At 52.7% G+C, this 21,528-nt stretch carries 21 protein-coding genes and 2 pseudogenes; 16 read left to right on the top strand and 7 right to left on the bottom strand.

The window, feature by feature from the left end; translation table 11 throughout:
* The coding region (locus GAK38_RS20055; protein WP_325346697.1) for a hypothetical protein at window positions 1-355 on the top strand (355 nt) is incomplete at its 5' end.
* Here the strand turns inward: GAK38_RS20055 and GAK38_RS20050 are convergent.
* Window positions 341-1,330 (bottom strand): mannitol dehydrogenase family protein, encoded by a 990-nt coding sequence (locus GAK38_RS20050; protein WP_325346715.1) that lies wholly within the window; start codon window positions 1,328-1,330, stop codon window positions 341-343. The genes GAK38_RS20055 and GAK38_RS20050 overlap by 15 nt on opposite strands.
* A 192-nt stretch (window positions 1,331-1,522) precedes the next feature.
* Between GAK38_RS20050 and GAK38_RS20045 the strand changes: the two genes are divergently transcribed.
* The 7 genes and pseudogenes from GAK38_RS20045 (at window position 1,523) to GAK38_RS20015 (ending at window position 7,769) form a co-directional block, all read left to right on the top strand.
* Window positions 1,523-2,224 (top strand): FadR/GntR family transcriptional regulator, encoded by a 702-nt coding sequence (locus GAK38_RS20045; protein WP_325346714.1) that lies wholly within the window; start codon window positions 1,523-1,525, stop codon window positions 2,222-2,224.
* A gap of 49 nt (window positions 2,225-2,273) precedes the next feature.
* Window positions 2,274-3,818: pseudogene (locus GAK38_RS20040) on the top strand (UxaA family hydrolase).
* 36 nt (window positions 3,819-3,854) lie between these two features.
* The gene (locus GAK38_RS20035) at window positions 3,855-4,244 is read left to right on the top strand and encodes an alcohol dehydrogenase catalytic domain-containing protein (RefSeq protein WP_325346713.1); all 390 of its coding nucleotides are present in this window, start codon (window positions 3,855-3,857) and stop codon (window positions 4,242-4,244) included.
* On the top strand, window positions 4,133-4,915 hold the full coding sequence (locus tag GAK38_RS20030; RefSeq protein WP_325346712.1) for a zinc-binding dehydrogenase: 783 nt from the start codon (window positions 4,133-4,135) through the stop codon (window positions 4,913-4,915). Before GAK38_RS20035 ends, GAK38_RS20030 begins: the two co-directional genes overlap by 112 nt.
* A 55-nt stretch (window positions 4,916-4,970) precedes the next feature.
* Complete coding sequence (locus tag GAK38_RS20025; RefSeq protein ID WP_325346711.1) at window positions 4,971-5,945, top strand: C4-dicarboxylate TRAP transporter substrate-binding protein; 975 nt, start codon at window positions 4,971-4,973, stop codon at window positions 5,943-5,945.
* A 40-nt stretch (window positions 5,946-5,985) separates the two neighbouring features.
* The gene (locus GAK38_RS20020) at window positions 5,986-6,498 is read left to right on the top strand and encodes a TRAP transporter small permease (protein WP_325346710.1); all 513 of its coding nucleotides are present in this window, start codon (window positions 5,986-5,988) and stop codon (window positions 6,496-6,498) included.
* The gene (locus GAK38_RS20015; protein WP_325346709.1) at window positions 6,495-7,769 is read left to right on the top strand and encodes a TRAP transporter large permease; all 1,275 of its coding nucleotides are present in this window, start codon (window positions 6,495-6,497) and stop codon (window positions 7,767-7,769) included. The genes GAK38_RS20020 and GAK38_RS20015 overlap by 4 nt, the downstream gene beginning before the upstream one ends.
* A gap of 140 nt (window positions 7,770-7,909) precedes the next feature.
* Here GAK38_RS20015 and GAK38_RS20010 read toward each other — a convergent pair whose 3' ends face one another.
* From GAK38_RS20010 to GAK38_RS19990, 5 genes are all read right to left on the bottom strand, one after another.
* Window positions 7,910-9,379, bottom strand: coding sequence for a M81 family metallopeptidase (locus GAK38_RS20010; RefSeq protein ID WP_325346708.1), 1,470 nt, complete (start codon window positions 9,377-9,379; stop codon window positions 7,910-7,912).
* Between the two features lie 14 nt (window positions 9,380-9,393).
* Window positions 9,394-9,765 carry a RidA family protein gene (locus GAK38_RS20005; RefSeq protein ID WP_007879591.1) on the bottom strand — a complete coding sequence of 124 codons (372 nt, stop codon included), beginning with the start codon at window positions 9,763-9,765 and terminating at the stop codon, window positions 9,394-9,396.
* A gap of 11 nt (window positions 9,766-9,776) precedes the next feature.
* Window positions 9,777-10,604, bottom strand: coding sequence for a carbohydrate ABC transporter permease (locus GAK38_RS20000; RefSeq protein ID WP_325346707.1), 828 nt, complete (start codon window positions 10,602-10,604; stop codon window positions 9,777-9,779).
* Window positions 10,601-11,470, bottom strand: a complete 870-nt coding sequence (locus tag GAK38_RS19995) for a carbohydrate ABC transporter permease (protein ID WP_325346706.1) — start codon at window positions 11,468-11,470, stop codon at window positions 10,601-10,603. Before GAK38_RS19995 ends, GAK38_RS20000 begins: the two co-directional genes overlap by 4 nt.
* 88 nt (window positions 11,471-11,558) lie before the next feature.
* Window positions 11,559-12,794, bottom strand: a complete 1,236-nt coding sequence (locus GAK38_RS19990) for an ABC transporter substrate-binding protein (RefSeq protein ID WP_443089251.1) — start codon at window positions 12,792-12,794, stop codon at window positions 11,559-11,561.
* 177 nt (window positions 12,795-12,971) lie between these two features.
* Between GAK38_RS19990 and GAK38_RS19985 the strand changes: the two genes are divergently transcribed.
* The 8 genes and pseudogenes from GAK38_RS19985 (at window position 12,972) to GAK38_RS19950 (ending at window position 20,901) form a co-directional block, all read left to right on the top strand.
* Window positions 12,972-13,763 carry an SDR family oxidoreductase gene (locus tag GAK38_RS19985; RefSeq protein ID WP_325346704.1) on the top strand — a complete coding sequence of 264 codons (792 nt, stop codon included), beginning with the start codon at window positions 12,972-12,974 and terminating at the stop codon, window positions 13,761-13,763.
* Between the two features lie 3 nt (window positions 13,764-13,766).
* The gene (locus GAK38_RS19980; protein WP_325346703.1) at window positions 13,767-14,822 is read left to right on the top strand and encodes an ABC transporter ATP-binding protein; all 1,056 of its coding nucleotides are present in this window, start codon (window positions 13,767-13,769) and stop codon (window positions 14,820-14,822) included.
* 7 nt (window positions 14,823-14,829) lie between these two features.
* Window positions 14,830-15,711, top strand: a complete 882-nt coding sequence (locus GAK38_RS19975; RefSeq protein ID WP_325346702.1) for a MurR/RpiR family transcriptional regulator — start codon at window positions 14,830-14,832, stop codon at window positions 15,709-15,711.
* A 3-nt stretch (window positions 15,712-15,714) separates the two neighbouring features.
* Window positions 15,715-16,779 (top strand): D-TA family PLP-dependent enzyme, encoded by a 1,065-nt coding sequence (locus GAK38_RS19970; RefSeq protein ID WP_325346701.1) that lies wholly within the window; start codon window positions 15,715-15,717, stop codon window positions 16,777-16,779.
* A 12-nt stretch (window positions 16,780-16,791) separates the two neighbouring features.
* Window positions 16,792-17,265 (top strand): hypothetical protein, encoded by a 474-nt coding sequence (locus tag GAK38_RS19965; protein WP_325346700.1) that lies wholly within the window; start codon window positions 16,792-16,794, stop codon window positions 17,263-17,265.
* 249 nt (window positions 17,266-17,514) lie between these two features.
* The gene (gene proV / locus GAK38_RS19960; protein ID WP_325346699.1) at window positions 17,515-19,053 is read left to right on the top strand and encodes a glycine betaine/L-proline ABC transporter ATP-binding protein ProV; all 1,539 of its coding nucleotides are present in this window, start codon (window positions 17,515-17,517) and stop codon (window positions 19,051-19,053) included.
* Window positions 19,054-19,082: 29 nt separating this feature from the next.
* A complete protein-coding gene (locus GAK38_RS19955) occupies window positions 19,083-20,000 on the top strand; it encodes an ABC transporter permease (RefSeq protein WP_325346698.1) in 918 nt (305 codons plus the stop codon).
* Window positions 20,001-20,124: 124 nt separating this feature from the next.
* Window positions 20,125-20,901, top strand: a pseudogene (locus GAK38_RS19950) (glycine betaine ABC transporter substrate-binding protein).
* Between the two features lie 272 nt (window positions 20,902-21,173).
* Here GAK38_RS19950 and GAK38_RS19945 read toward each other — a convergent pair.
* On the bottom strand, window positions 21,174-21,528 hold a 355-nt coding region (locus GAK38_RS19945), incomplete at its 5' end, for a hypothetical protein (protein WP_325346697.1).

Below are 21,528 nucleotides of genomic sequence, written 5' to 3'. Positions count from 1 at the left end.
CGGTGTCGTCATGAGCGCGGCCCCGAACTGCCGCCTGATTGGCCGCTGGCGGATCGTCGAGGCCGATCTATGGGATCGGGATTATCTCGACCTGGTTGACCCCGCCACAATCACCATCGGGGCCAACGGGCATGGCGAAATCGCCTTCGGTGCGATGCAAGCGAGCCTCGATCTCGGCTACAGCACGTCCATGGTCTTCTTCAGATGGCGCGGAAGCGATGAAATGGACGAAGTATCGGGCGACGGTCATGCCGAGTTACTCGATGATGGCGCGATCGAGATCACGTTCGCATACGATAGCGGAGACGAGGCCGTGCTGAAGGCCAAACCAGAGACTTCTTCAACAGCCTGCTAGGAAGCGCTCGTGAACGGTAATAACATAGGCTTCAGCCTGTTCGCCCAGACCATCAGCGGCAAAAACCGGCAGAACTTCTTCACGCCAAAGCGCTTCAAGTTCATTTCGGATCGTTTCGTCATTCATTGCTTCCAGCACGATTTCGTCCTTCGGACGATTACCGTTCAGCCATTGCTCGGCAATGAAAGTGTGACCGAGGTTAAGCAGATAGAGTTTTAGGCGCTCATAAAGCGCAAGATTGTCCGTCACGACGATGTCGGGATGCGTGCAGGGAAGCGTGAGCCCGTCCGTCTGTTCAATGGCCCAGATCGCATAGGGCTCGGCAATTGCACCGACTGGATCAATCGGTTCTGATACGATGCGATCAACGAGGCTGTTGGCAAAAACACAATTGCTTTCGATCCATCGCGTGAAAGCTTTCGGCAAGCTCCAGTTTTCTGCGAGACCAAGCACGATCGAGCGCAGCTTGTCGCCATTGCGCGAGATCAGCTCGCACGGGAAAATCGACAGCGGCGCATCTGGATTGATCTGCCAGCGATGATGCAACAGCACAAGCAGTTTGGCGGGAAAGTTTTTAGGAAGGCGGTCGATTTCGCTTAGCAGGGAAACATCGTCAGCAGCATCCAGCTCAAAACCTTTGTCGCCAGTATTGGACAGGATCACCTGAACCTTTGCGCTCAGGGCGCGTATGGCTTGCCAGTCGGTGTGAGCGGAATAGGCGGCACTCACGCTTTTTGCCTGATGTTTTTCATCAACGGGCTTGCCGTCACGCAATCCGCGAATGATGACCGGATAGCCTTCTCCACTGTTCAACGCTGCAATACGGCGTGCGCTTTCAGGGTTGGATGTGGTCTGAACAATGGCAATTGTGCCGATCGCGTCACCTTTATCCAGTGCTTCCGAAATGAAGAAATCCGCATGTCCGAGCAGAAAACGGCTCGTTCCAAACTGTAGAATCGAGGGCTGCGCGGTCATGTATTCCTCCCTTGAATTGTTCTGAAATAGCTATGCCAGTGGGTAAAATTGGTCAAGCCACTCTTTAAAAGTCATCTAAAACAAGGTGCGACAAAACTGACGAATTAGCCAATATGTAATAATAACAATAGAATAGGCCATATAGCACTTTTTGTAGCTTCAAAATATGGTAAGGCCAATTTGGGAGAGAGCATGAGCGAGCATATTGGCTCCGTGGAACCGCGGAGGCTTTACCAACAGATTGCCGACCGGGTCAGACTGCTGATCCGCGAAGGCCATTTTCCGGCAGGAAGCAGACTTCCTGCCGAGCGCGAACTTGCGCATCAGCTGGGCGTGTCGCGCCCTTCCTTACGTGAAGCACTGATTGCGCTTGAAATTGCAGGCAATGTCGAAATCCGCATGGGATCTGGCATTTATGTTGCAGCTGAGGAAACACGGCTTCCAGCACAAGGCGGTTCGATTGGCGAAAGCCCGCTCGAAATCATGCAGGCGCGCCCGCTGATCGAAGGCAGTGCCGTCATCATGGCTTGCAGCCAGATCAACACGGAAGCGCTGGAACGCCTGCGCGGCAATCTCGACGCGATGCGGCTGCAGATTGAAGCGGAACGTAAGCCGATTGAACTGGATCGCCAGTTTCATCTGATCATTGCCGAGCAATCGGGCAATTCGGTTGTTGCCCGCATTGTGCGTGATTTGTTTGACGAGCGGCATAGTCCGCTGACCGCGCAAATGCGTACCCGATATGAGAATGCCGAAACATGGACATATGCTTTGGCAGAGCATGAGAAGATTTATGCTGCACTGGAGGCGAGGGATCCGCTTCTGGCGCAGGCAGCGATGCGAACGCATCTGGATACATCAAAGCAGCGATGGATGGAGAACGAGCCCAGATAGTTGGGCTCATGTTTAACGCTGTTGCGATCTTGGGAGTGAGGTCAGAAAAATGAACGACAAGGCTGTTTCGGCTGTGACGCCGGTAATCCTTTTGCATCCGTCCGATGACGTGGCGGTTGCGCGTATTTCGGTTCGCGCAGGCGATCTGATCGGACTTGGTGACGTTATCGCGCGAGATCTGATCGGGCGCGGTCACAAGGTGGCTCTGCGCGATATCGCGGCCGGTAAAGAAGTCCATAAATATGGGTAGGTGATTGGTGTTGCCATTCAGGATATTGCGGTGGGTGAGCATGTGCATCTGCACAATCTCGCAATGCTGCCATCCGAGCATGAACATCAGTTTTCGGTCGATATTGAAGAACGCGGTATGCTGCCGGAAGCGGAGCGCCGACAGTTCATGGGCTATGATCGCGGTTTCGGTGGCGTCGGTACGCGCAACTATATCGGTGTCATTTCATCGGTAAATTGCTCTGCGACCGTGTCTCGCTACATTGCGGATTACTTCAACCGCATGGGTGGTCTGGATGGTTTTGAAAACGTTGATGGTGTGGTGGCACTCACGCATGGCAGCGGCTGTGCGCTGAACACCAAGTCGGAAGGCTATCGTCTGCTGACCCGCACCATTCAAGGCTATGCCAAGCACCCGAATTTCGGTGGCATTCTGCTGATCGGTCTTGGCTGCGAAACCAACCAGATCGCGCCGATCATGGAACATTATCGCATGGAAGAGGGTACACGCCTGCGCACCATGACGATCCAGCAGCATGGCGGTACGCGCAAGACAATCGATCATGCAATTGCCGAGATCAAGGAAATGCTGCCGCTGGTGAATTCCGCCAAGCGCACACCACAGCCTTTGTCGAAGCTCAAGGTGGCACTCGAATGCGGTGGTTCTGACGGCTATTCAGGTATTTCAGCAAACCCGGCTCTGGGCTATGCATCTGATCTGATCGTGCGCAATGGCGGCACGACCGTTCTTTCAGAAACACCGGAAATCTATGGCGCGGAACACCTTCTGACACGCCGCACAATCACGCCTGCTGTTGCGGAAAAGCTGCTTCAGCGCATCGACTGGTGGCGCGATTATACGGCCCGCAACGGCGACGAGCTGAACAATAATCCATCGCATGGAAACAAGCTCGGTGGCCTGACCACTATTCTTGAAAAGTCGCTGGGTGCTGTTGCCAAGGGCGGCTCAATGCCTCTCAAGGCTGTCTATGAATTTGCTGAAACCGTAACCGAACAGGGTTTCACTTTCATGGATACGCCGGGCTACGACCCGGTTGCCGTGACTGGACAGGTGGCGGGCGGTTGTAACGTCATCTGCTTTACGACAGGACGCGGATCGGTGTCGGGTTTCAAGCCTGCGCCCTGCATCAAGATCGCGACCAATTCCGAAATGTACGAACACATGAAGGAAGACATGGACTTCAATTGCGGTGGCATCGTCACCGGCGATGAAACCATTGAAGAGTCCGGCACGCGCATTTTCGAGCACATTATCGCGGTGGCTTCCGGTGAGCAGACGCTGAGTGAAATCTACGACTATGGCGATAACGAATTCGTACCGTGGCAGGTTGGCGCCGTAACCTGATCTGCCTCATGCAATAAAAATGACCGGAATATTCTGATGGTCAAAGCTCTGCGTATCGAGAGCGAGAACGTAACTCGTTTTGCTGAAATTACGGAAGCGCCACTGTTGCCTGGCCATGTCCGGGTGAGCGTCAAGCATGTGGGGCTTTGCGGCAGCGATCTGAATACGTTCAAGGGGCTTAATCCGCTGGTGGAACTACCACGCATTCCTAGCCATGAAATCGGCGGCGAAATCATCGAGGCGGGTGAGGGCGTGAGTGCTGCCTATGCCAAGGGCAAACGGGTTATCGTGCTGCCTTACACCAATTGCGGTCAGTGTTCATCTTGTCGCAAAGGGCGTCTGAACGCCTGTCGCTACAACAAAACGCTCGGCGTGCAACAGAATGGCGGACTGGCAGAACAGATCGTGCTGCCAGCCAAAAACTGATCCTGAATGATACGCTGGCACCACGTCATCTCGCATTAGTCGAGCCGCTTTCGGTTGGTTTCCATGCGGTCGAACGTGGCCGCGTTCAGGCTGGTGACATGGTTGCGGTGCTTGGCTGTGGCATGATCGGCATGAGTGTGCTGATTGGTGCGGTTGCGCGTGTTGCCAAGGTTATCGCCATTGATCCGAGTGCTGAAAAGCGTGAACTGGCGCTGAAGTTTGGCGCTACGCACGCTCTGCCGGGTGGTGAAGGCGTGGTGGCGTCCGTGCAGGAACTCACCAATGACGACGGTGTTGATATCGCCTTTGAAGCCGTCGGTCTGCCGATCACTTTCACACAGGCGGTTGACCTCGCAGGCTTTGCTGGTCGTGTGGTCTATGTCGGCTATTCCAAGTCGCCAGTGACCTATCAGACCCAGTTCTTCAATCTCAAAGAACTCGACATCATGGGTTCGCGCAATGCGACGTTCACCGATTTTGAGGCTGTCATTGCGCATCTCGAAAAGCTCGGATGCGATGCAGACCTGCTTATCTCGAAAGTGTTTCCTTTTGAGGAAGCAGAACAGGCGCTGCCCTATTGGGATGGCGACCGCAACGTTCTGAAAATCATCATTGAACGAACTGAATCGAAGCAAATGCTCCGTGCCGGGAAGGACGGCACTGGGCGCTAGTGGAGGAAACCGGCCACGTGGCCATTGTTTGAAGACCCCAAAAGGGAGAAATATCATGAAGAAACTCGTTACCGGCATGATCGCCGCTGGCATGTTGCTGGCAGGAAGCATGGCAGCCTATGCTGCCAATGTGTCGATCAAAGTTGCCTATGAAAACAACCCGGGCGAGCCTTTTGATGAGGTGATGCATTACTGGAAAGACGATCTCGCCAAGCGCAGCAATGGCGAAATCACGCTGGAGCTTTATCCAAGCTCGCAGCTCGGCTCCAAGAAGGATGTGACAGAGCAGGCCATGATGGGCCTCAATGTCGTGACGATTTCCGACGTTGGCTTTCTGGCCGAATATGACCCGGACCTCGGCGTGCTTTATGGCCCGTTCCTGACCGATGATCCGGCACAACTTTTCAAAGTTTATGACGGCGATTGGTTCAAAGGAAAGAGCGAAGAGCTGAAGAAAAAGAGCATTCACATCGTAATGCCAAACTACCTCTACGGTATTCGCCAGATCATTTCCAAGAAGCCGATCCGCACGCCGGAAGACCTTAAGGGCATGAAGATCCGCGTGCCGAACAACGTCATGCAGATCAAGACCTTTGAAGCCATGGGCGCAACACCGACACCAATGCCACTGGGTGAAACCTTCCCGGCGCTTGCGCAGGGTGTGATCGATGGTGTCGAAAATCCGATTTCGGTCCTCTATGGCCAGAAGTTTCAGGAAGAAGCCAAGTATCTGAGCAAAGTCGGTTATCTGACTAACGTGGCTCTGATCGTCGGTGGTGAAGCTTTCTTCTCGACGCTGCCTGAAGAGCAGCTCAAGATGATCCATGAGTCCGCATATGATGCCGGTCTCTACAGCCAAAAGCTGACGATCGAAAAAGACAACGAGATGATCGAGAAGATGAAGGAAGCCGGCGTCGAAGTGATCGAAGTCGACCGCGCTCCGTTCAAGGCTAAGGCCGAGAAAGTCTACTCGCAGTTCCCGGAATGGTCTGACGGTCTTTATGAACAGATCCAGGCTGAATTGAACTAATCCCCTTCAATCCGGATATTGCCATGCTGCAGATTGGGTCGTGACCCTCGCTGTGGCATGGCTCCGTCATGGAATTATTCCGATGAAATATTTTGAAAAACTGATCGACTGGCTGGCCGCAGCGCCGCTGTTCGTGCTGCTGGCGATGTTCAATGCAGCCGTTGTTTTGCGCTACCGGATGCATCAGCCGCTGCAATGGACTGAAGAAATGGCCGGTCTGTTGATGATCTGGATTGTCATGCTCGGCAGCGTCGCGGCTGAGCGTACCAACCAGCACCTCGCAATCCCGATGCTGGTGGACATGTTCTCGGACAAGGTCCGCGACGTCGTCAATGCGATCATCGGAATCTTCTCCGGCCTGTTTCTGCTCTATGTATCTTATGCCGGTTATAAGCTGTCGGTTGCAGCACAGTTCAAAGTGACTGATGTGCTTCGTGTTTCCTATTTCTGGATCGATATCGCGGTGCCAGTTGGCTTCGTGATTATCGCCCTTTACATGTTCGCTGGCGCTTTCAAAACCTTGCGCGCCGCTTTTGCGGGAGGCAAGGCATGAACCTGACCACCATCGTTCTCATCATGCTGGCACTGATCGCGCTCAACATGCGCCTTTATGTGGCCATTCTGATTGCGGTCTTCACCTATTTTATCTTCTTCAACCAGATGCCGATTGCAATCGCCGTACAGCGTTTCATCAGCCCGGCACAGAATACGTCGCTTTTGGCGATTCCATTCTTCATCATGCTTGGTACTGTGATGGCGCACACAGGTATCGCCGAGCGTCTGATCAAGGTTGCCGACATTCTGGTTGGTCGTATGCGCGGCGGTATGGCGCTCACCAACATCATGGTTTCCACTCTGATGGGCGGTGTGAGTGCTTCCAATCTTGCCGATAGCGCCATGCTCACGCGCATGATGGTGCCGGAAATGGTCAAGCGTGGTTATGACAAGGCGTTTTCATGCGCGGTGACGGCCGCAGGCTCACTGATTACGCCTATCATTCCTCCAGGTATTGCACTCATCATCTATGGCTTGATTGCAGACGTATGCATCGGCAAAATGTTTATGGCTGGCGTTGTGCCCGGTATTCTTGGCGCTGCCATTCTGATGATTGCAGCTTACATTACCTCGGTTAAACGCGGTTACAAGCCAAGTCGCGAAAAGCGCATGAGCGGTGCCGAAGTTGCATCAACGCTTGCATCTGCATGGCCTGCGGTCCTGCTGCTGTTTGCGATTATCGGCGGTATCCGCATGAACATCTTCACGCCGACAGAAGCCGGTGCTGTTGCTGTCACGCTGGTTCTGATTATCGGCTTTGTGATCTATCGCGAAATGCGCGTGTCGCATGTGGTGGATTCGCTTATCGAAACCGCAAAATCAACAGCGTCCGTCATGCTCGTTATCATGGCGTCTTCAGCACTTGCATGGGTATTTTCGCTTGAACAGGCCGGTCAGTCGCTGATGCAGCTGATTTCCTCCTTCACCAGCAATCCTTATGCATTCCTGCTCGCAGTCAATGTGATCCTGTTGATCCTTGGCGCGTTGATTGAAGGCACGGCACTGATGATTGTTCTTGTGCCGTTGTTGATGCCAACCGTGAAGGCTCTGGGCATTGATCCGGTACATTTTGGGATCGTCGTCATCGTCAACCTCTCGATTGGAACGCTGACACCGCCAGTCGGCACGGTGATGCTGATGGTCTGTAATATTGCCAAGGTCAGAGTGGGCGACTTTACCCGTCAGGCATTCAGCATGTATCTGGCGCTGTTCATCCTGCTGGCACTGGTAACTTATGTGCCATTCATCTCTACGTTTCTGGCACATTGATTAGAGCACTTCCAGCGAAAGTGCGAAGCGTCTACGCAGGGAAATCAGTCCACTGGACTGATTTCTAATCCTGCTGCGATGCGACGGATAATGCGAAAAAACAAAAGAAAAGCGCGGGAAATTCCCGCGCTTTTCTTTTTTCACCATGGGTTTTCGACCCGCGGCCAAATTGGCCGTGTCATTTTCTGGTAGTCGGTCACACGCGGATTGACCGGGTAGGAACTCGGCGCATCGACATAGATAATTTCTGCGGCAATCGGCGCGAAGCCTGCATGAAAATGATTGGTCGATTTCACAACCAGAATGTCTTTCTGCATCGGCTCTATGCCGCAATTTGAAAAGATATCCGGCTCAAATGTCTGCGTGCGATTGGTGTTGAGAATGATGTCTATCTCAGTTCCAAGAATGCGGACGACTGCCGAAGGACCGAGTGTTACGCGGCTGAGTCCAAAACTCTGCCACCCTTCCTGCAACACTTTCATCACAGTGACGCGCGCATCAATGGGTTCGCCCGCCTGCGGGCCGGATTTGCCACCAATGCGCAGATTGATGACGGCGCCTTCGCCAGCAGCATGGCAGAACGTGACCGCCAACGTATCCCAGATTGTTGCAACGGCGGCTTTCTGAATGCCGCGTTCGATCAAGCGTCGCAGAATATAGGTGCCGTCTCCCGCAACACCACCGCCGGGATTATCCCACACATCAGCGATGACAGCAGGCTTAGATGGCTGAGCTGCATGGGCAGCGATTGCGCGATCAATGCCTTCGTCAACGTGATACATGGTCATCGGCGTTTGCTCGCGCATGGCGATAAGCTCACGGCCAAGTTTCTCGGCTAATGCTTGCCCCTTGGCTGCATCATTGTCGGTGACGACGAGTATCCGTGTCCCCATTTCGGGGACGTCGGCTGCCATAAATCCATGAATAACTGAAACGGATAGAATGCCGTCCTTGCCATGCAGGTCTTTGATACGATCTATAAAGCTCCGCATCGGCTCCTTGCTGGTCGGGAAAACGCCGATCATCCGGCAATCAAATGTCGAAATAACAGGTTTGATCTTGCCCTTGAGGGTATCCAGAGCCAGAGATACGACGTGTTCGCCGCGCTCATAAAAATCCGTGTGCGGAAATTCGAGGAATGCAGCGTAAATATTGAGGTTTTCGACCCGCTTTTGCGTCAAATGGCTATGTGGATAAAACTCGCTGGCAACAAGTATATCCGGTCCGACGATTGCTCGGATGCGTTCAAGCAGGTCACCTTCGCAGTCATCGTAGCCTTGCGCAACCATAGCGCCATGAAGACCAAGGACCACTGCATCGACAGGCGTCGCTGCTTTGAGCTGATCCAGAATTTCATCGCGCAGTTCTTCAAAAGCTTGCTTCTGAAGCAAACCGCCCGGCTCGGCCCATGTGGCAGTGCCTTCAATGACAGTTAAGCCTTCAGCTGCTGCACGCTTGCGCAGAGCGACGATAGGCGATGAACACAGCGTCGGCGTGTCCGGATGTTTTCCGGGTGCAGCATAAAAAGCCATTTCAAACGACGCTCGGTCGGTTGGTACGGGCGAAAATGTGTTGGTTTCAGTTGCAAGCGACGCTGTGAAAATGCGCATATGGTTTGCCCGGGCTATTTTTGCGGTGCGTAGGCGATGGCTTCAATCTCGATCTTGATGTCGATCATCAGACGGGATTCGACCGTGGTGCGTGCCGGAGGATCTTTCGGGAAGTAAGTCGCATAAACCGCATTCATACGTCCAAAATCGCGTGCATCTTCAAGCCAGATCGTCGTTTTGACGACGTCTTCCATGCTTGCTCCGGCGAGGGCCAGTGCTGCTTTGATGTTCTCAAGAACCTGCTTGGTCTGGGCTTCGATATTGCCTTCTACGATCTTGCCGTCAGCGCCCATTGGCACCTGACCGGAAATGTAGACTGTGTCGCCAGCGCGCACAGCAGGGGAGAGCGGTACATGGGACGCACCGAAAGCCTGTTTCTTTGACATGATGACTCCGTTTATTTTACAGCTCCGAGCGCCAGACCTTTGATCAGGTAACGCTGCAGCCATATGAAGAGGATTGCGACCGGCAGAGTGGCTACGAGAGTAGCGGCCATGACGTAGTGCCATTCAACCGTGTAGCGGCCTGCAACCAGCGAGAAGACCTGGATAGGGAGAGTGTAACTTCCCTGACTGCGCAGCATAGTGAGCGCGACGACGAACTCGTTCCATGCATTGATGAAGGTGAAAATCGCTGTAACAGCGATAGCAGGCAGACAGAGCGGCAAGAACACTTTGACCAGCATCTTGAAGCGGCCAGCCCCTTCCATCCATGAGGCTTCTTCGAGATCTTTCGGGATCGTGTCGAAATAACTCTGCAGCATCCACACTGTGAAGGCGATATTGAAGGCCATATAAATGGCGCCAACGGCGGTAACGCTTTCAATTAATCCATAAGCTGCAAGCAACCGGAAAAGTCCGAGCACCAGCACGATTGGCGAAATCATCTGCGAAACAAGCAGGAACTGGCGGAATGCGCCATGCCCCGCAAAATGGAAGCGCGACATGGCATAAGCTGCTGGGATCGACACAATGATTGCACCGATGGAAGCAATGACCGAGACGTAGAAAGAGTTGAGAAGAGCCGTGCCGAAGCCGGTTCGCACCCACATTTCGGAGAAGTTTGCCCAGCGGAATTCACTTGGCCACCACGTTGGAGACAGAACTTCTTGCGGCGGTTTCACTGCTGTCAGGAACATGACCGCAAAAGGAAACAGTGTCAGCACGATCAAAGGTGCTAAGATGATCCAGGCGATGAATGTACGTTTAATTTTTGATGCGGTCATGCGCGTTCGCTCCGCATGGATAGCCGGATATAGATGGCCGTGAAAACAAGCAGGATGGCGAGCATGATCAGCGATACCGCCGAAGCTTCACCGAGTTTTCCGAGCCGGAACGCCAGCTTATAAAGGTGAGTTACGAGAATATCGGTGGAGTTCGCCGGTCCGCCCTGTGTCATCACCCAGATGATCGGGAAGGAGTTGAACACATAGATCGTGTTGAGCACGATTGCGATATTCACGAATGGCTTGAGCAGTGGCAGCGTGATTTCACGAAACTGTTGCCAGAGGCTTGCACCTTCAAGCGACGAAGCTTCGTAAAGGTCTTCCGGGATAGAAGACAGACCGCCAAGGAAGATCGTGGTTGTAAATGGCACAGTCACCAGAATGCCGACGAGAATTTGCATCGGAAATGCGGTTGCAGCACTGGCAAGCCACTGGATGTTACTGTCGATCAGTCCTAGATTGCGCAATGCAGAATTGAGCATTCCGCTTTCGCCGTTCAGCGCCCAGCGCCAGACGATTGCTGTCATCGTGAGCGAAACTGCCCACGGCAACATGACGATAACGCGCGCTACGGAACGACCGTAAAAATCCATATTGAGGATAATTGCAACCGGTATGGACACTACAAGTGCGCCACCGACCACAGCCACGGTCCAGACGGCAGTTCGCCACAATGCATTTAGAAAATCGGGTGATGCGACCAGGGCCGTAAAGTTTGCGCCATCGTTGAAATCGCGCAATTGGCCAAAACGGTTCACATCATGGGTGGCGATCTCAAAGAGATGCACAACCGGCCAGAAGAACACCACCGCAGCCAGCAGCAGGCTTGGCAGGATCAGAAAATAGGGCAGGGTGCGATTTTGCATCGGCCAAAAATTCCACGGGAGAAAAAGGAAACCGGCAGCAAAACAGCACAAACTGTCTTGAGTTTTGCCTGCCGCCGGGTTGATGGGATTACTTCTTCAGGATTGCATCTGCCTTGGCAGCAGCTTCCTTCAGAACGGCTTCCGGTTCGCCTTGACCCAGATAGATGCTCTGCATCGCATTGGATGTGATGTCGGCGATTTCTTCCCAGCCCGGAATGATAGGTGCAAAGCGCGCATCAGGAAGCAGAGCCGTGAATGCAGCGAGATCGGCATTATTGACGTAATAATCCATCTTCGCTTCTTCCTTGTTTACAGGAAGGAAGCCTTCGCCCTGCGTGAACTTAGCACGCCATTCGGTCTGGAACAGGAAGTCGAGAACCTTCCAGGCCTCTTCCTTGTTCTTGGAGTTCTGGAACATGATGACAGAGTCAGTCACGCCATAGGTGCCGCGAGCGCCCGTTGGGCCAGCAGGAATTGCGGTGACACCATATTTCAGGTTTGGCGCTTCTTCCTTGATCTGGTTGGACAGGAATGGCGCAGTGATCATCATGCCGACCTTGCCCTGCTTGAAGAGGTTCTGAACATCTTCACGCGCATAGGACGTAACGCCCGGCTGGGTGAGGCCACCGTCGATCATCGATTTGTAAAGCTTTGCAGCTTCCAATGCGCCCGGAGTGCTCAGGCCAGAAGTTCCATCCTTGTTGAGGATTTCTGCACCCTGCGACCACATCGCATAATAATAATAAACGTCTGTTTCGATTTCTTTGCCCTGAAGGCCGAAACCGTAGTTTTCACCGCCAAGCGCCTTGATCTTTTCTGCAGCAGCTTTGACTTCATCCCAGTTTGCAGGAGGATTGGTGACGCCTGCTTTTTCAAGCAATTCCTTGTTGTAATACATAGCGCGTGCAGATGCTGCGATTGGCAGGCCGTATGTCTTGCCTTCCAATACCGAAGGCGACAGGAATGTTTCGATGAAACGACCCTTGAATGAATCGTCCATATAGCCGTCAAGCGGCTCGGCGATGCCCTGCTGAACGAAGTCGATCAGCCAGCGGGTGCCGATGATCGAAAGATCAGCATTGGTGCCTGCCGAGATATCGGTGGTCAGTTTCTGCAGAAGAACATCCCACGGCACGACCTCGAAATTGAGTTTGATGCCAGGATTTGCGGCTTCAAAAGCCTTCTTCACTTCTTCAAAATATGGGCCGGTCTTGGAGCTGTACTCCGCAACCGTCATACGCACTTCTCCAGCCTGCGCGGCTGAACCAATTGCCAGAATGCTTAATCCAGCCAAAAGGCCAGCCTTCCATTTATTGATAGACATTTTCCCGTTCCCTTGTTTGCCCATGCTTCATGTGAAGATGTCTTAATTTTTGTTATTTTCTTACATTATCGGCAAATTTTGCGCTTTCAAGTAAAAAGTTTTGTTGCAAACTTACATTTTCACTTTTAGGCTGACTAAAATAAGCAGGCGCGAAAAGTGCTGTATAAGGGGAATAGAATGGAGCATTCAGGCGAATTTGCCGGAAAATCCGTATTGATTACCGGCGCAGGCGGCGGCGTCGGCACAGCGCTCGTGCAGCCATTTTCATCGCGTGGGGCGAGAATCATTGGCTGCGATACAAGCATTGATGTGATGCAGGCTGATGGCTTTGACAGCCGTCATGCATTTGATCTTCTGGACCGTAATGCGCTGGAAAATGCAAATGCGCTGGAAAATGCAGCAAATGACATTATGGCAAGTGATGGCGTGCCTGATATCGTCATCAATTATGCTGGCTGGACGCGCTCCGAATCATTCGAGGAGCTTGATCAGGCCGCGATCAACCGCGAAATCGATCTCAATCTGACCGGCGTAAGCGCAGTTTCCACTGCAATCGCCAAGAAAATGGCGGCGCGGGGGCATGGCACATTCGTGTTCATTTCATCCGTCAATGCGCTTTCACATTTCGGTAATCCTGCCTACGCAGCTGCAAAAGCAGGAATCAACACTTTTGCGCGGGCGCTGGCTGTTGAATACGGGCAAAACGGCTTACGGGCCAATGTGGTTTGCCCCGGTTCAATTCATACGTCAGCCTGGGAACATCGCATCGCGAAAGATCCCGCCGTTTTCGACAAGCTCAAGCGACTTTATCCGCTTGGACGAATTGTCAAAGTTAATGAGGTGGCCGAAGCGGTTGCCTTCCTCGCATCCGACAGTGCATCGGGCATCACCGGCACAATATTACCGGTCGATGCCGGACTTATGGCCGGCTGTCGTCCATTTATCGATGATATTCTAAACGGGAACTGAGTGATGAAAAATGTTTCCCTGCGTGGCATTACCAAATCTTTCGGACAGATGAATGTTCTTGATCGGGTTGATCTCGATATTAAGGGTGGCGAGTTTCTAGTGCTCGTCGGCCCGTCTGGCTGCGGTAAATCCACGCTTCTGCGCATGGTCGCGGGGCTTGAGCCGATTTCGGGCGGTGATCTGATTATTGGTGGCCAACGCGCCAATGATCTGCCGCCCCAAAGGCGTAACATCGCAATGGTGTTTCAGTCCTATGCGCTTTTTCCGCATATGACGGCACGCGAAAACATCGGCTTTGGTCCGCGTATTCGCGGCGAAGATGGTTCAACCACTGCAGCCAAAGTGGATAAGGCCGCGTCGATCCTCAATCTGCATTCCTATCTTGATCGTTATCCGCGCCAGCTTTCCGGCGGTCAGCGTCAGCGAGTCGCCATGGGACGTGCGATTGTGCGTGAGCCGTCGGTTTTCCTTTTCGATGAGCCACTGTCCAATCTTGATGCACAGCTGCGTGTTCAGATGCGCACCGAGATTAAGGCACTCCATCATCGTCTGAAATCGACGGTCATCTATGTCACACACGATCAGATCGAAGCCATGACCATGGGGGACCGTATCGTTGTGATGAATCAAGGTAAGATTCAACAGATTGGCGCGCCGCTCGATCTCTATGATCGTCCCGCGAATAAGTTTGTCGCGGGCTTTATCGGTTCTCCGTCCATGAGCTTCATTCCGGGTGAACTGATCGAAGGTGGAAAATTCCGCACAAATGAAGGTGAAGAAATCGCCATACCCGGAAAATCTGCTGCCGGGCGCAGCGTTGAATTGGGTGTACGGCCAGAAAATTTCGTCATTGCGAAAGAGGGTGGCGGGCTGACGCTCGCTATTGAAGTGGTCGAGCCAACAGGACCGGAAACCCATGTTTATGGGAAAATTGCTGGCGAAGCTGTGCGAGCCGTATTCCGCGAACGTATTCACCTTGCACCGGGAGAGCGAGTCCCTGTAACGGCAAAGCCCGAACATATTCATCTCTTTGATAAGGAAAGCGGTTTGCCGCTGTAAATCCCGTATGAGCAAGGTTGCAGACATCATCACAAGGCTTCATGCCGCAGCACAGGACGGGTCGAAATCCGACCGCCGACTAGCTGCATTGGTGCTGTCTGATCCTGACTATGCGTCCAAGGCAGCAATCTCAGAAACAGCAGCGCGTGCAGGGGTGAGTGAGCCGACGGTAACGCGCTTCTGCCGTGCTTTGGGTTGCGACGGTGTTCGTGATTTCAAGTTTTTTCTCGCGCAGGCGTTGGCGATTGGTGGCCAATTTCTGACAGCAGAAGTGCCTGCCCGTGATATCCGCGAGGCCCGCATTGCTTCTGCGGTTGCTGACGCCGCGGTCGCCGCAATTCATCGCGCAAGCGATAATCTCGATATGTCGATCGTCATGAAGATCGCCGAACGGATAATCAGCTCTGGTTCTGTTCTTTGCATAGGCTCTGGCGGCATTTCATCAATGATGGCGACAGAACTGCAAAACCGCCTTTTTCGACTTGGAATTCCGGTGTTGGCGCAGGTGGATGGCCAATTGCAGCGCATGTATGCGGCTGTTGCGACGCGTGAAACAACAGTCATCGCGTTTTCAGTTTCTGGCTACGCCCGGTCCGTTGTCGAGGCGATACTGGTGGCGCGGCAATATGGTGCCGAAACCGTCGCGATCACCGCACCGGGGTCTGATTTGGCGAAGGCTGCCAACACGGTCATTCCGTTTCAGCCCAATGAAGATGGAAATCTCTATAAGCTGACCTCTTCACGTTTTGCACTTATGGCAATTCTCGACATGATTGCGACTGCCACAGCTGAAATTCATGGACCGAAAGTGCTTGAGAGCCTGAGACGCATCAAGCACAGTTTGAACACACTCAAGATTGATGATCCGCGCTTGCCGCTGGGAGATTGACGAATGACAAGGCCTACAAACGTCCGTGAGATTGATACGCCTGCAATTCTGATTGATGTTAATCGCGTTCAGGCCAATATTGCCAAGGCGCAAGCCCATGCTGATGCGATTGGCGTGAAACTCCGCCCACATATCAAAACGCACAAACTGCCATTCTTCGCGCGGCGGCAGCTTGAAGCAGGTGCAGCCGGTATTACTTGCCAGAAAATCGGCGAAGCGGAAGTTATGGCCGATGCGGGCATTGTTGATATCTTCCTGCCTTATAATATTCTAGGCAAGGAAAAGCTCGACCGGCTTTATGCCCTTCATCAGCGTATAACGATCTCGGTCACAGTCGATAATGCGACGAGCCTTGAAGGTTTGGCAAAGCGCTTTACCAATGAGGGGCGGCCGCTCAAAGTGCTGGTCGAATGCGACACGGGCATGGGGCGCTGTGGTGTGCAAACACCTGAAGAGGCGCTGGAACTTGCGCGACAGATTGAGCAGAGCAAGGGTCTCAAATTTGGTGGCCTTATGACTTACCCAGCTGCAGGCAAGGCTGAGCAGACTGAACAATGGCTTCTGACAGCACGCAATCTTCTCGCAGAAAATGACATTCAGTGCGAGACGATATCAAGTGGTGGCACACCCGATATGTGGCGTTCGCCAACGCAGAGCGTCGTTACAGAATACCGGCCGGGTACATATATCTATTTTGACCGGTATCAGGTGGCAAAGGGTGCTGCGACTTTGAATGATTGTGCGCTGACCGTACTTTCGACGATTGTCAGCCATCCAACTGCAGATCGCGCAATTATCGATGCCGGCTCCAAGTCACTTTCAAGCGATACGCTCGGGCTGGTAGATTTTGGCGAGTTGGCCGGAAAGCCTGAAGCCCGGGTAACAGGCCTCAGCGAAGAGCACGGCACGCTAAAAGGCGATCTTGCCGGTTTGAAAATCGGCGACAAGGTTCGGGTCATTCCCGATCACGTCTGTGTCGTATCCAATCTTTTCGACGAAGTGCATCTCATTTCCGGTGACGATGTCATTGATATTCTGCCGGTCGCTGCGCGCGGAAAACTAAAGTAATCAGGAGGGTATGTGAAAGAAGCCGTCAATCCATTTGCTGGCGATAGGGATCGCGAGCAAATATGGGAAATGCTTGTGCGCCGCGATATCGAGGCATTCGTGACCGAAAACTGGTCTCTGGTTGCCGATGATTTTGATGAACCGCGCTTTCTGGGCATTCATGCTCATGGTGAATCCGATCCCGATAAATGGGACTCAGCATTCCCGACACTTACCGCCTATCGCGATGAATGGCTGCGTCAGGCAGCGGAAAGCGCTGCAACGGAATATGCCGAATCTCTTGCAGACGGCGTTTTCCGTGCCACGCGACTCAATGTGATTGATATCAATGGCGATGTCGCTATTGCGCGTAAAAAATTTGATGGGACCATCGCAAAAGCAGATGGAACGCACGACAGATTAAACTGGCAAACGCTTTATTTTTGCCGTCGCCACGGTGATCGCTGGCGTATCACAGGCTTCGTTGGATATATGGTTAATCGCTAATCCAGGCCGCTTCATTCACGTTGAAATTTCGGGCGCGGATCGCTTGATCTGTGCCCGTTTTTCTGGCAAATGACGCCAGATAAGGCATAAGTATAATCATACAAATTTACTGCAATTAAGCGAAATTATATTCTGCGAATACTAAATTGTCTCATGTCGCAGCTAATTGCATATTTGTCGCAGCTCGCTCGTGTGCAAGCCTTCCCCCGGATTACTATTAATGCCAGACTGGTTGATTAGTCCTCACAATTGGACCTGTCGATCAGCTCGCATATTTCGTCGTGCAACCCATCAAAAATAATCATGGGAACGGGTTGCGCCAAGATGAATCCGTCACTGTGGGTGGACATGTCGGGAAATGGCCTATATAAATACATCACACCAATCGCTAATCATTCTCAGCGGGTCAATCAACGCCTGCAAGTTGCGCATGTCCAATTCGCGCATGAATTAAGAAATAATGATGTTAAAAAGGAGATTAAACCCGCCAGCACAGCGGGGTTAAACATAATGCATGGTATTTTATACAAGGAAGAAAGTATGAAGTCGCCTGCTAAGATCAAGATAAGCTTGAACGGCGTTTTTAAAGTCTTTGGCGACGATCCGGAGCGCGCAATGCAGGAATTGCGTGCAGGCAAATCAAAAGCCCAGATTCACAGTGATCTTGGTGCTACAATCGGCGTAGATGATGCGACCTTCGATATTAAAGAAGGCGAAGTATTCGTCATCATGGGCCTTTCTGGCTCAGGTAAATCGACGCTTCTGCGACTGCTCAATCGTCTGATAGAGCCAACGGCAGGTTCCATCGAAGTCGATGGCCGTGATATCGTTAAAATGTCGAAGCGCGAGCTGATTGATCTTCGCCGCCGCGACATGAGCATGGTGTTTCAGTCCTTTGCTCTGCTCCCCAACCGTACAGTCTTGAACAACGCTTCATTCGGTCTCGAAGTGGCGGGAATGGGCGAGGCCGAACGCCACGAGAAAGCACTCAAAGCGTTAGCGGCTGTTGGGCTCGAACCTTATGCCAACTCTATGCCTGATCAGCTATCCGGCGGCATGAAACAGCGCGTTGGACTTGCGAGAGCACTTGCGAGCGAACCAACCATTCTGCTGATGGATGAGGCTTTCTCTGCACTTGATCCGCTGATCCGCACGGAAATGCAGGATGAGTTGAAGCGTCTTCAGGCAGAACACAGCCGCACGATCATCTTCGTGAGCCATGATCTCGATGAAGCCATGCGTATTGGCGATCGTATCTGCATCATGCAGCACGGCAAGGTCGTACAGGTTGGAACGCCGAACGAAATCGTTTCTGCGCCCGCCAATGATTATGTGCGCTCGTTCTTCCGTAATGTGGATGTCTCACGCGTCTTCAAGGCAGCAGATGTTGCGCGCGAGGATGAGTTGATCGTCTTCGATTCAGCGCAATTGTCTTCGGCACTTGAACGTCTTGATGCGAGTGGCAAGTCTTACGGTGTTTTGCGTGATGGAGATCGCATTTATCGTGGCGTTGTCACACGGGATGCGCTCGCAAGCGGAAGCTTTAAGGCGGAGAGCGATCAGCTGGACGGTGCGGCCGCGATACAGGCCGATGCTCCACTTTCCGGTCTCTTGGTGCGTGTCGCTGAAAGCCCTTGGCCTGTTCCTGTCGCCGACCGGCATAACCGTTATCTCGGCGCTATCAGTAAATCGGCTTTGCTTGAGACTCTGCCGCGCGGGTTGATCCGCGCGCTCATATTTTCTCAGGCATTCGGGTTTGATCCCGTATTGGACAATGTCCAGCCATAGGTAACTCGATCTGAAATGGACGGTAAACCATGGATCTGAATTTTAGTATCGGCGGATGGGCGGATGTAGTGGTGAACTACATTCTCGATCACTTTACGCCTGCGCTCGATATGATCGCAGCCACAATCGGTTTTGTGACCGATGGCATTCAAAATGCTCTTCTTGCAATTCCGCCTTTCGGTGGCATTGCTATTCTCACGCTGCTTGCGCTTTGGCGTGTGGGTTGGAAATTCGCAGTTTTCACAGTTTTTGCACTTGCTCTTATTATCCATATGGGATTGTGGAGCGGCACGATGGAGAGCCTGTCACTTGTGCTTGCCTCCACGATTATCGCAGTGGTGATTGGCATTCCGCTTGGTATCGCAATGGCGCGCAGCGATGCTGTCGCATCGGTGGTTTGTCCGGTGCTTGACTTGATGCAGACGATGCCTGCCTTCGTTTATCTCATTCCGGCAGCAATGTTTTTTGGCCTTGGCGCAGTGCCAGGCACGATTGCTACCGTCATTTTCGCCATGCCGCCTGTGGTGCGTCTCACCAATCTCGGCATCCGTCAGGTTCATGCTGAATTTGTTGAAGCGGGCCTCGCTTTTGGCTGCACCTCGCGCCAGCTGCTGTTCAAGGTACAGCTTCTGAACGCCATGCCTTCCATCATGGCGGGTATGAACCAGACGATTATGCTGTCACTTTCAATGGTCGTTATCGCGTCGATGATTGGAGCGGGCGGCCTCGGCAACACGGTGTTGACTGGTATTCAGCGTCTTGATGTCGGTAAGGGATTTGAAGGCGGTCTCGCGGTGGTCATTCTGGCCGTTATCTTCGACCGTATCACACAGAGCTTTGGCAAAAAAAATTTCGGGGGCTTGTTGGGCTTCTTCAAAAGGCTGTCCTTTATGAAAAAGACAGCAGATGAGCCATCCTCATCTGCGTTCCGCAAGCAGGAAGCATAAATAATAATAACGGGAACGACAGTTAATCACAAAGGAGAAGCCATGTTAGGAAAGCTAACAAAATTCGGTCTTGCTGCAGTGGTAGCAGGTAGCTTGTCTGCCGGAGCAGCCTTCGCGCAAAACGGTGAAGATCGGCTCGGCTCCCTGGTCTGACGCAGAATTCGTCACCAAGCTCGCAGCCAAGCTGATCGAAGACAAGCTTGGTCAGAAGGTTGAGCTGGTTCAGACCGACGTAGCCCCGCTTTATCAGGGCGTAAGCCGTGGCGATATCGATGCCATGATGATGGCCTGGCTGCCGGAAACGCATGCTGATTATTACAAGCGTGTGGAAGACAAGGTCGAAAATCTCGGCCCGCTTTACGAAGGTGCTAAGCTTGGCTGGATTGTTCCAGACTACATCCCGGAAAGCGAAATCAGTTCGATTGAAGATCTGAAGAAGCCTGAAGTTCGTGAGTAGCTGAAAGGTGAAATTCAGGGCATCGATCCGGGTGCAGGTCTGACCCGTCTTTCGGATGAAGCAATCAAAAAATACGGCCTTGATTACAAGCTCAATATTTCCAGTGAAGCTGCAATGTTGACGACGGTTGATCGCGCAATGCGCTCGGAAGGTTGGTTCGTCGCCACCTCTTGGAGTCCGCATTGGATGTTCGGCAAGTATAAGCTGCGCTACATTGCTGACCCAGAAGGCGCGCTTGGCGGTGCAGAACATATCGATGCTCTGGCTCGTAAGGGCTTCAAGGAAGAAAACCCGAAGGTTGCGTCTCTCCTTGAGAAAATGAGCATTCCAATCAATGAGCTGGAAGCTGCAATGTTCGATGCGCAGGAAACTTCTTACGAGAAGGCTGTCGACAAGTACATTGCCGATAATCCGGATCGGGTTAAAGAATGGCTTTCTGAATAAGCTCGTTCTAACTTCTAGTTTTAATGCGCGTCCCGAAAATCGTTTCACATTTTTTGGGACGCGCTCTGAGACGCAGAAAAGCCCCGGCCTTTGCCGGGGCTTTCCTGTTTCTTTTCCATAAGATAGGCCTAAGTTGCCTTAAAATTGAAAAGGAGCAGGCTCCTCCCCAAGAACCTTCTCCTTAATGCATCGCCCCCCCGCCAAAGGGATGGTCGATGCTTGTTCTATAGTCTTGGAGCGACTTATGTGCGCTCAAGAGGGCACATGGCGCTCTAACAGGCTGTTGAAGAAGTCTCTGGTTTGGCCTTCAGCACGGCCTCGTCTCCGCTATCGTATGCGAACGTGATCTCGATCGCGCCATCATCGAGTAACTCGGCATGACCGTCGCCCGATACTTCGTCCATTTCATCGCTTCCGCGCCATCTGAAGAAGACCATGGACGTGCTGTAGCCGAGATCGAGGCTCGCTTGCATCGCACCGAAGGCGATTTCGCCATGCCCGTTGGCCCCGATGGTGATTGTGGCGGGGTCAACCAGGTCGAGATAATCCCGATCCCATAGATCGGCCTCGACGATCCGCCAGCGGCCAATCAGGCGGCAGTTCGGGGCCGCGCTCATGACGACACCG

This window comes from Xylophilus sp., from assembly GCA_009914555.1.
Taxonomy (GTDB): domain Bacteria; phylum Pseudomonadota; class Gammaproteobacteria; order Burkholderiales; family Burkholderiaceae_C; genus WNDY01.
This window is presented reverse-complemented; position numbering and strand designations above follow the sequence as displayed.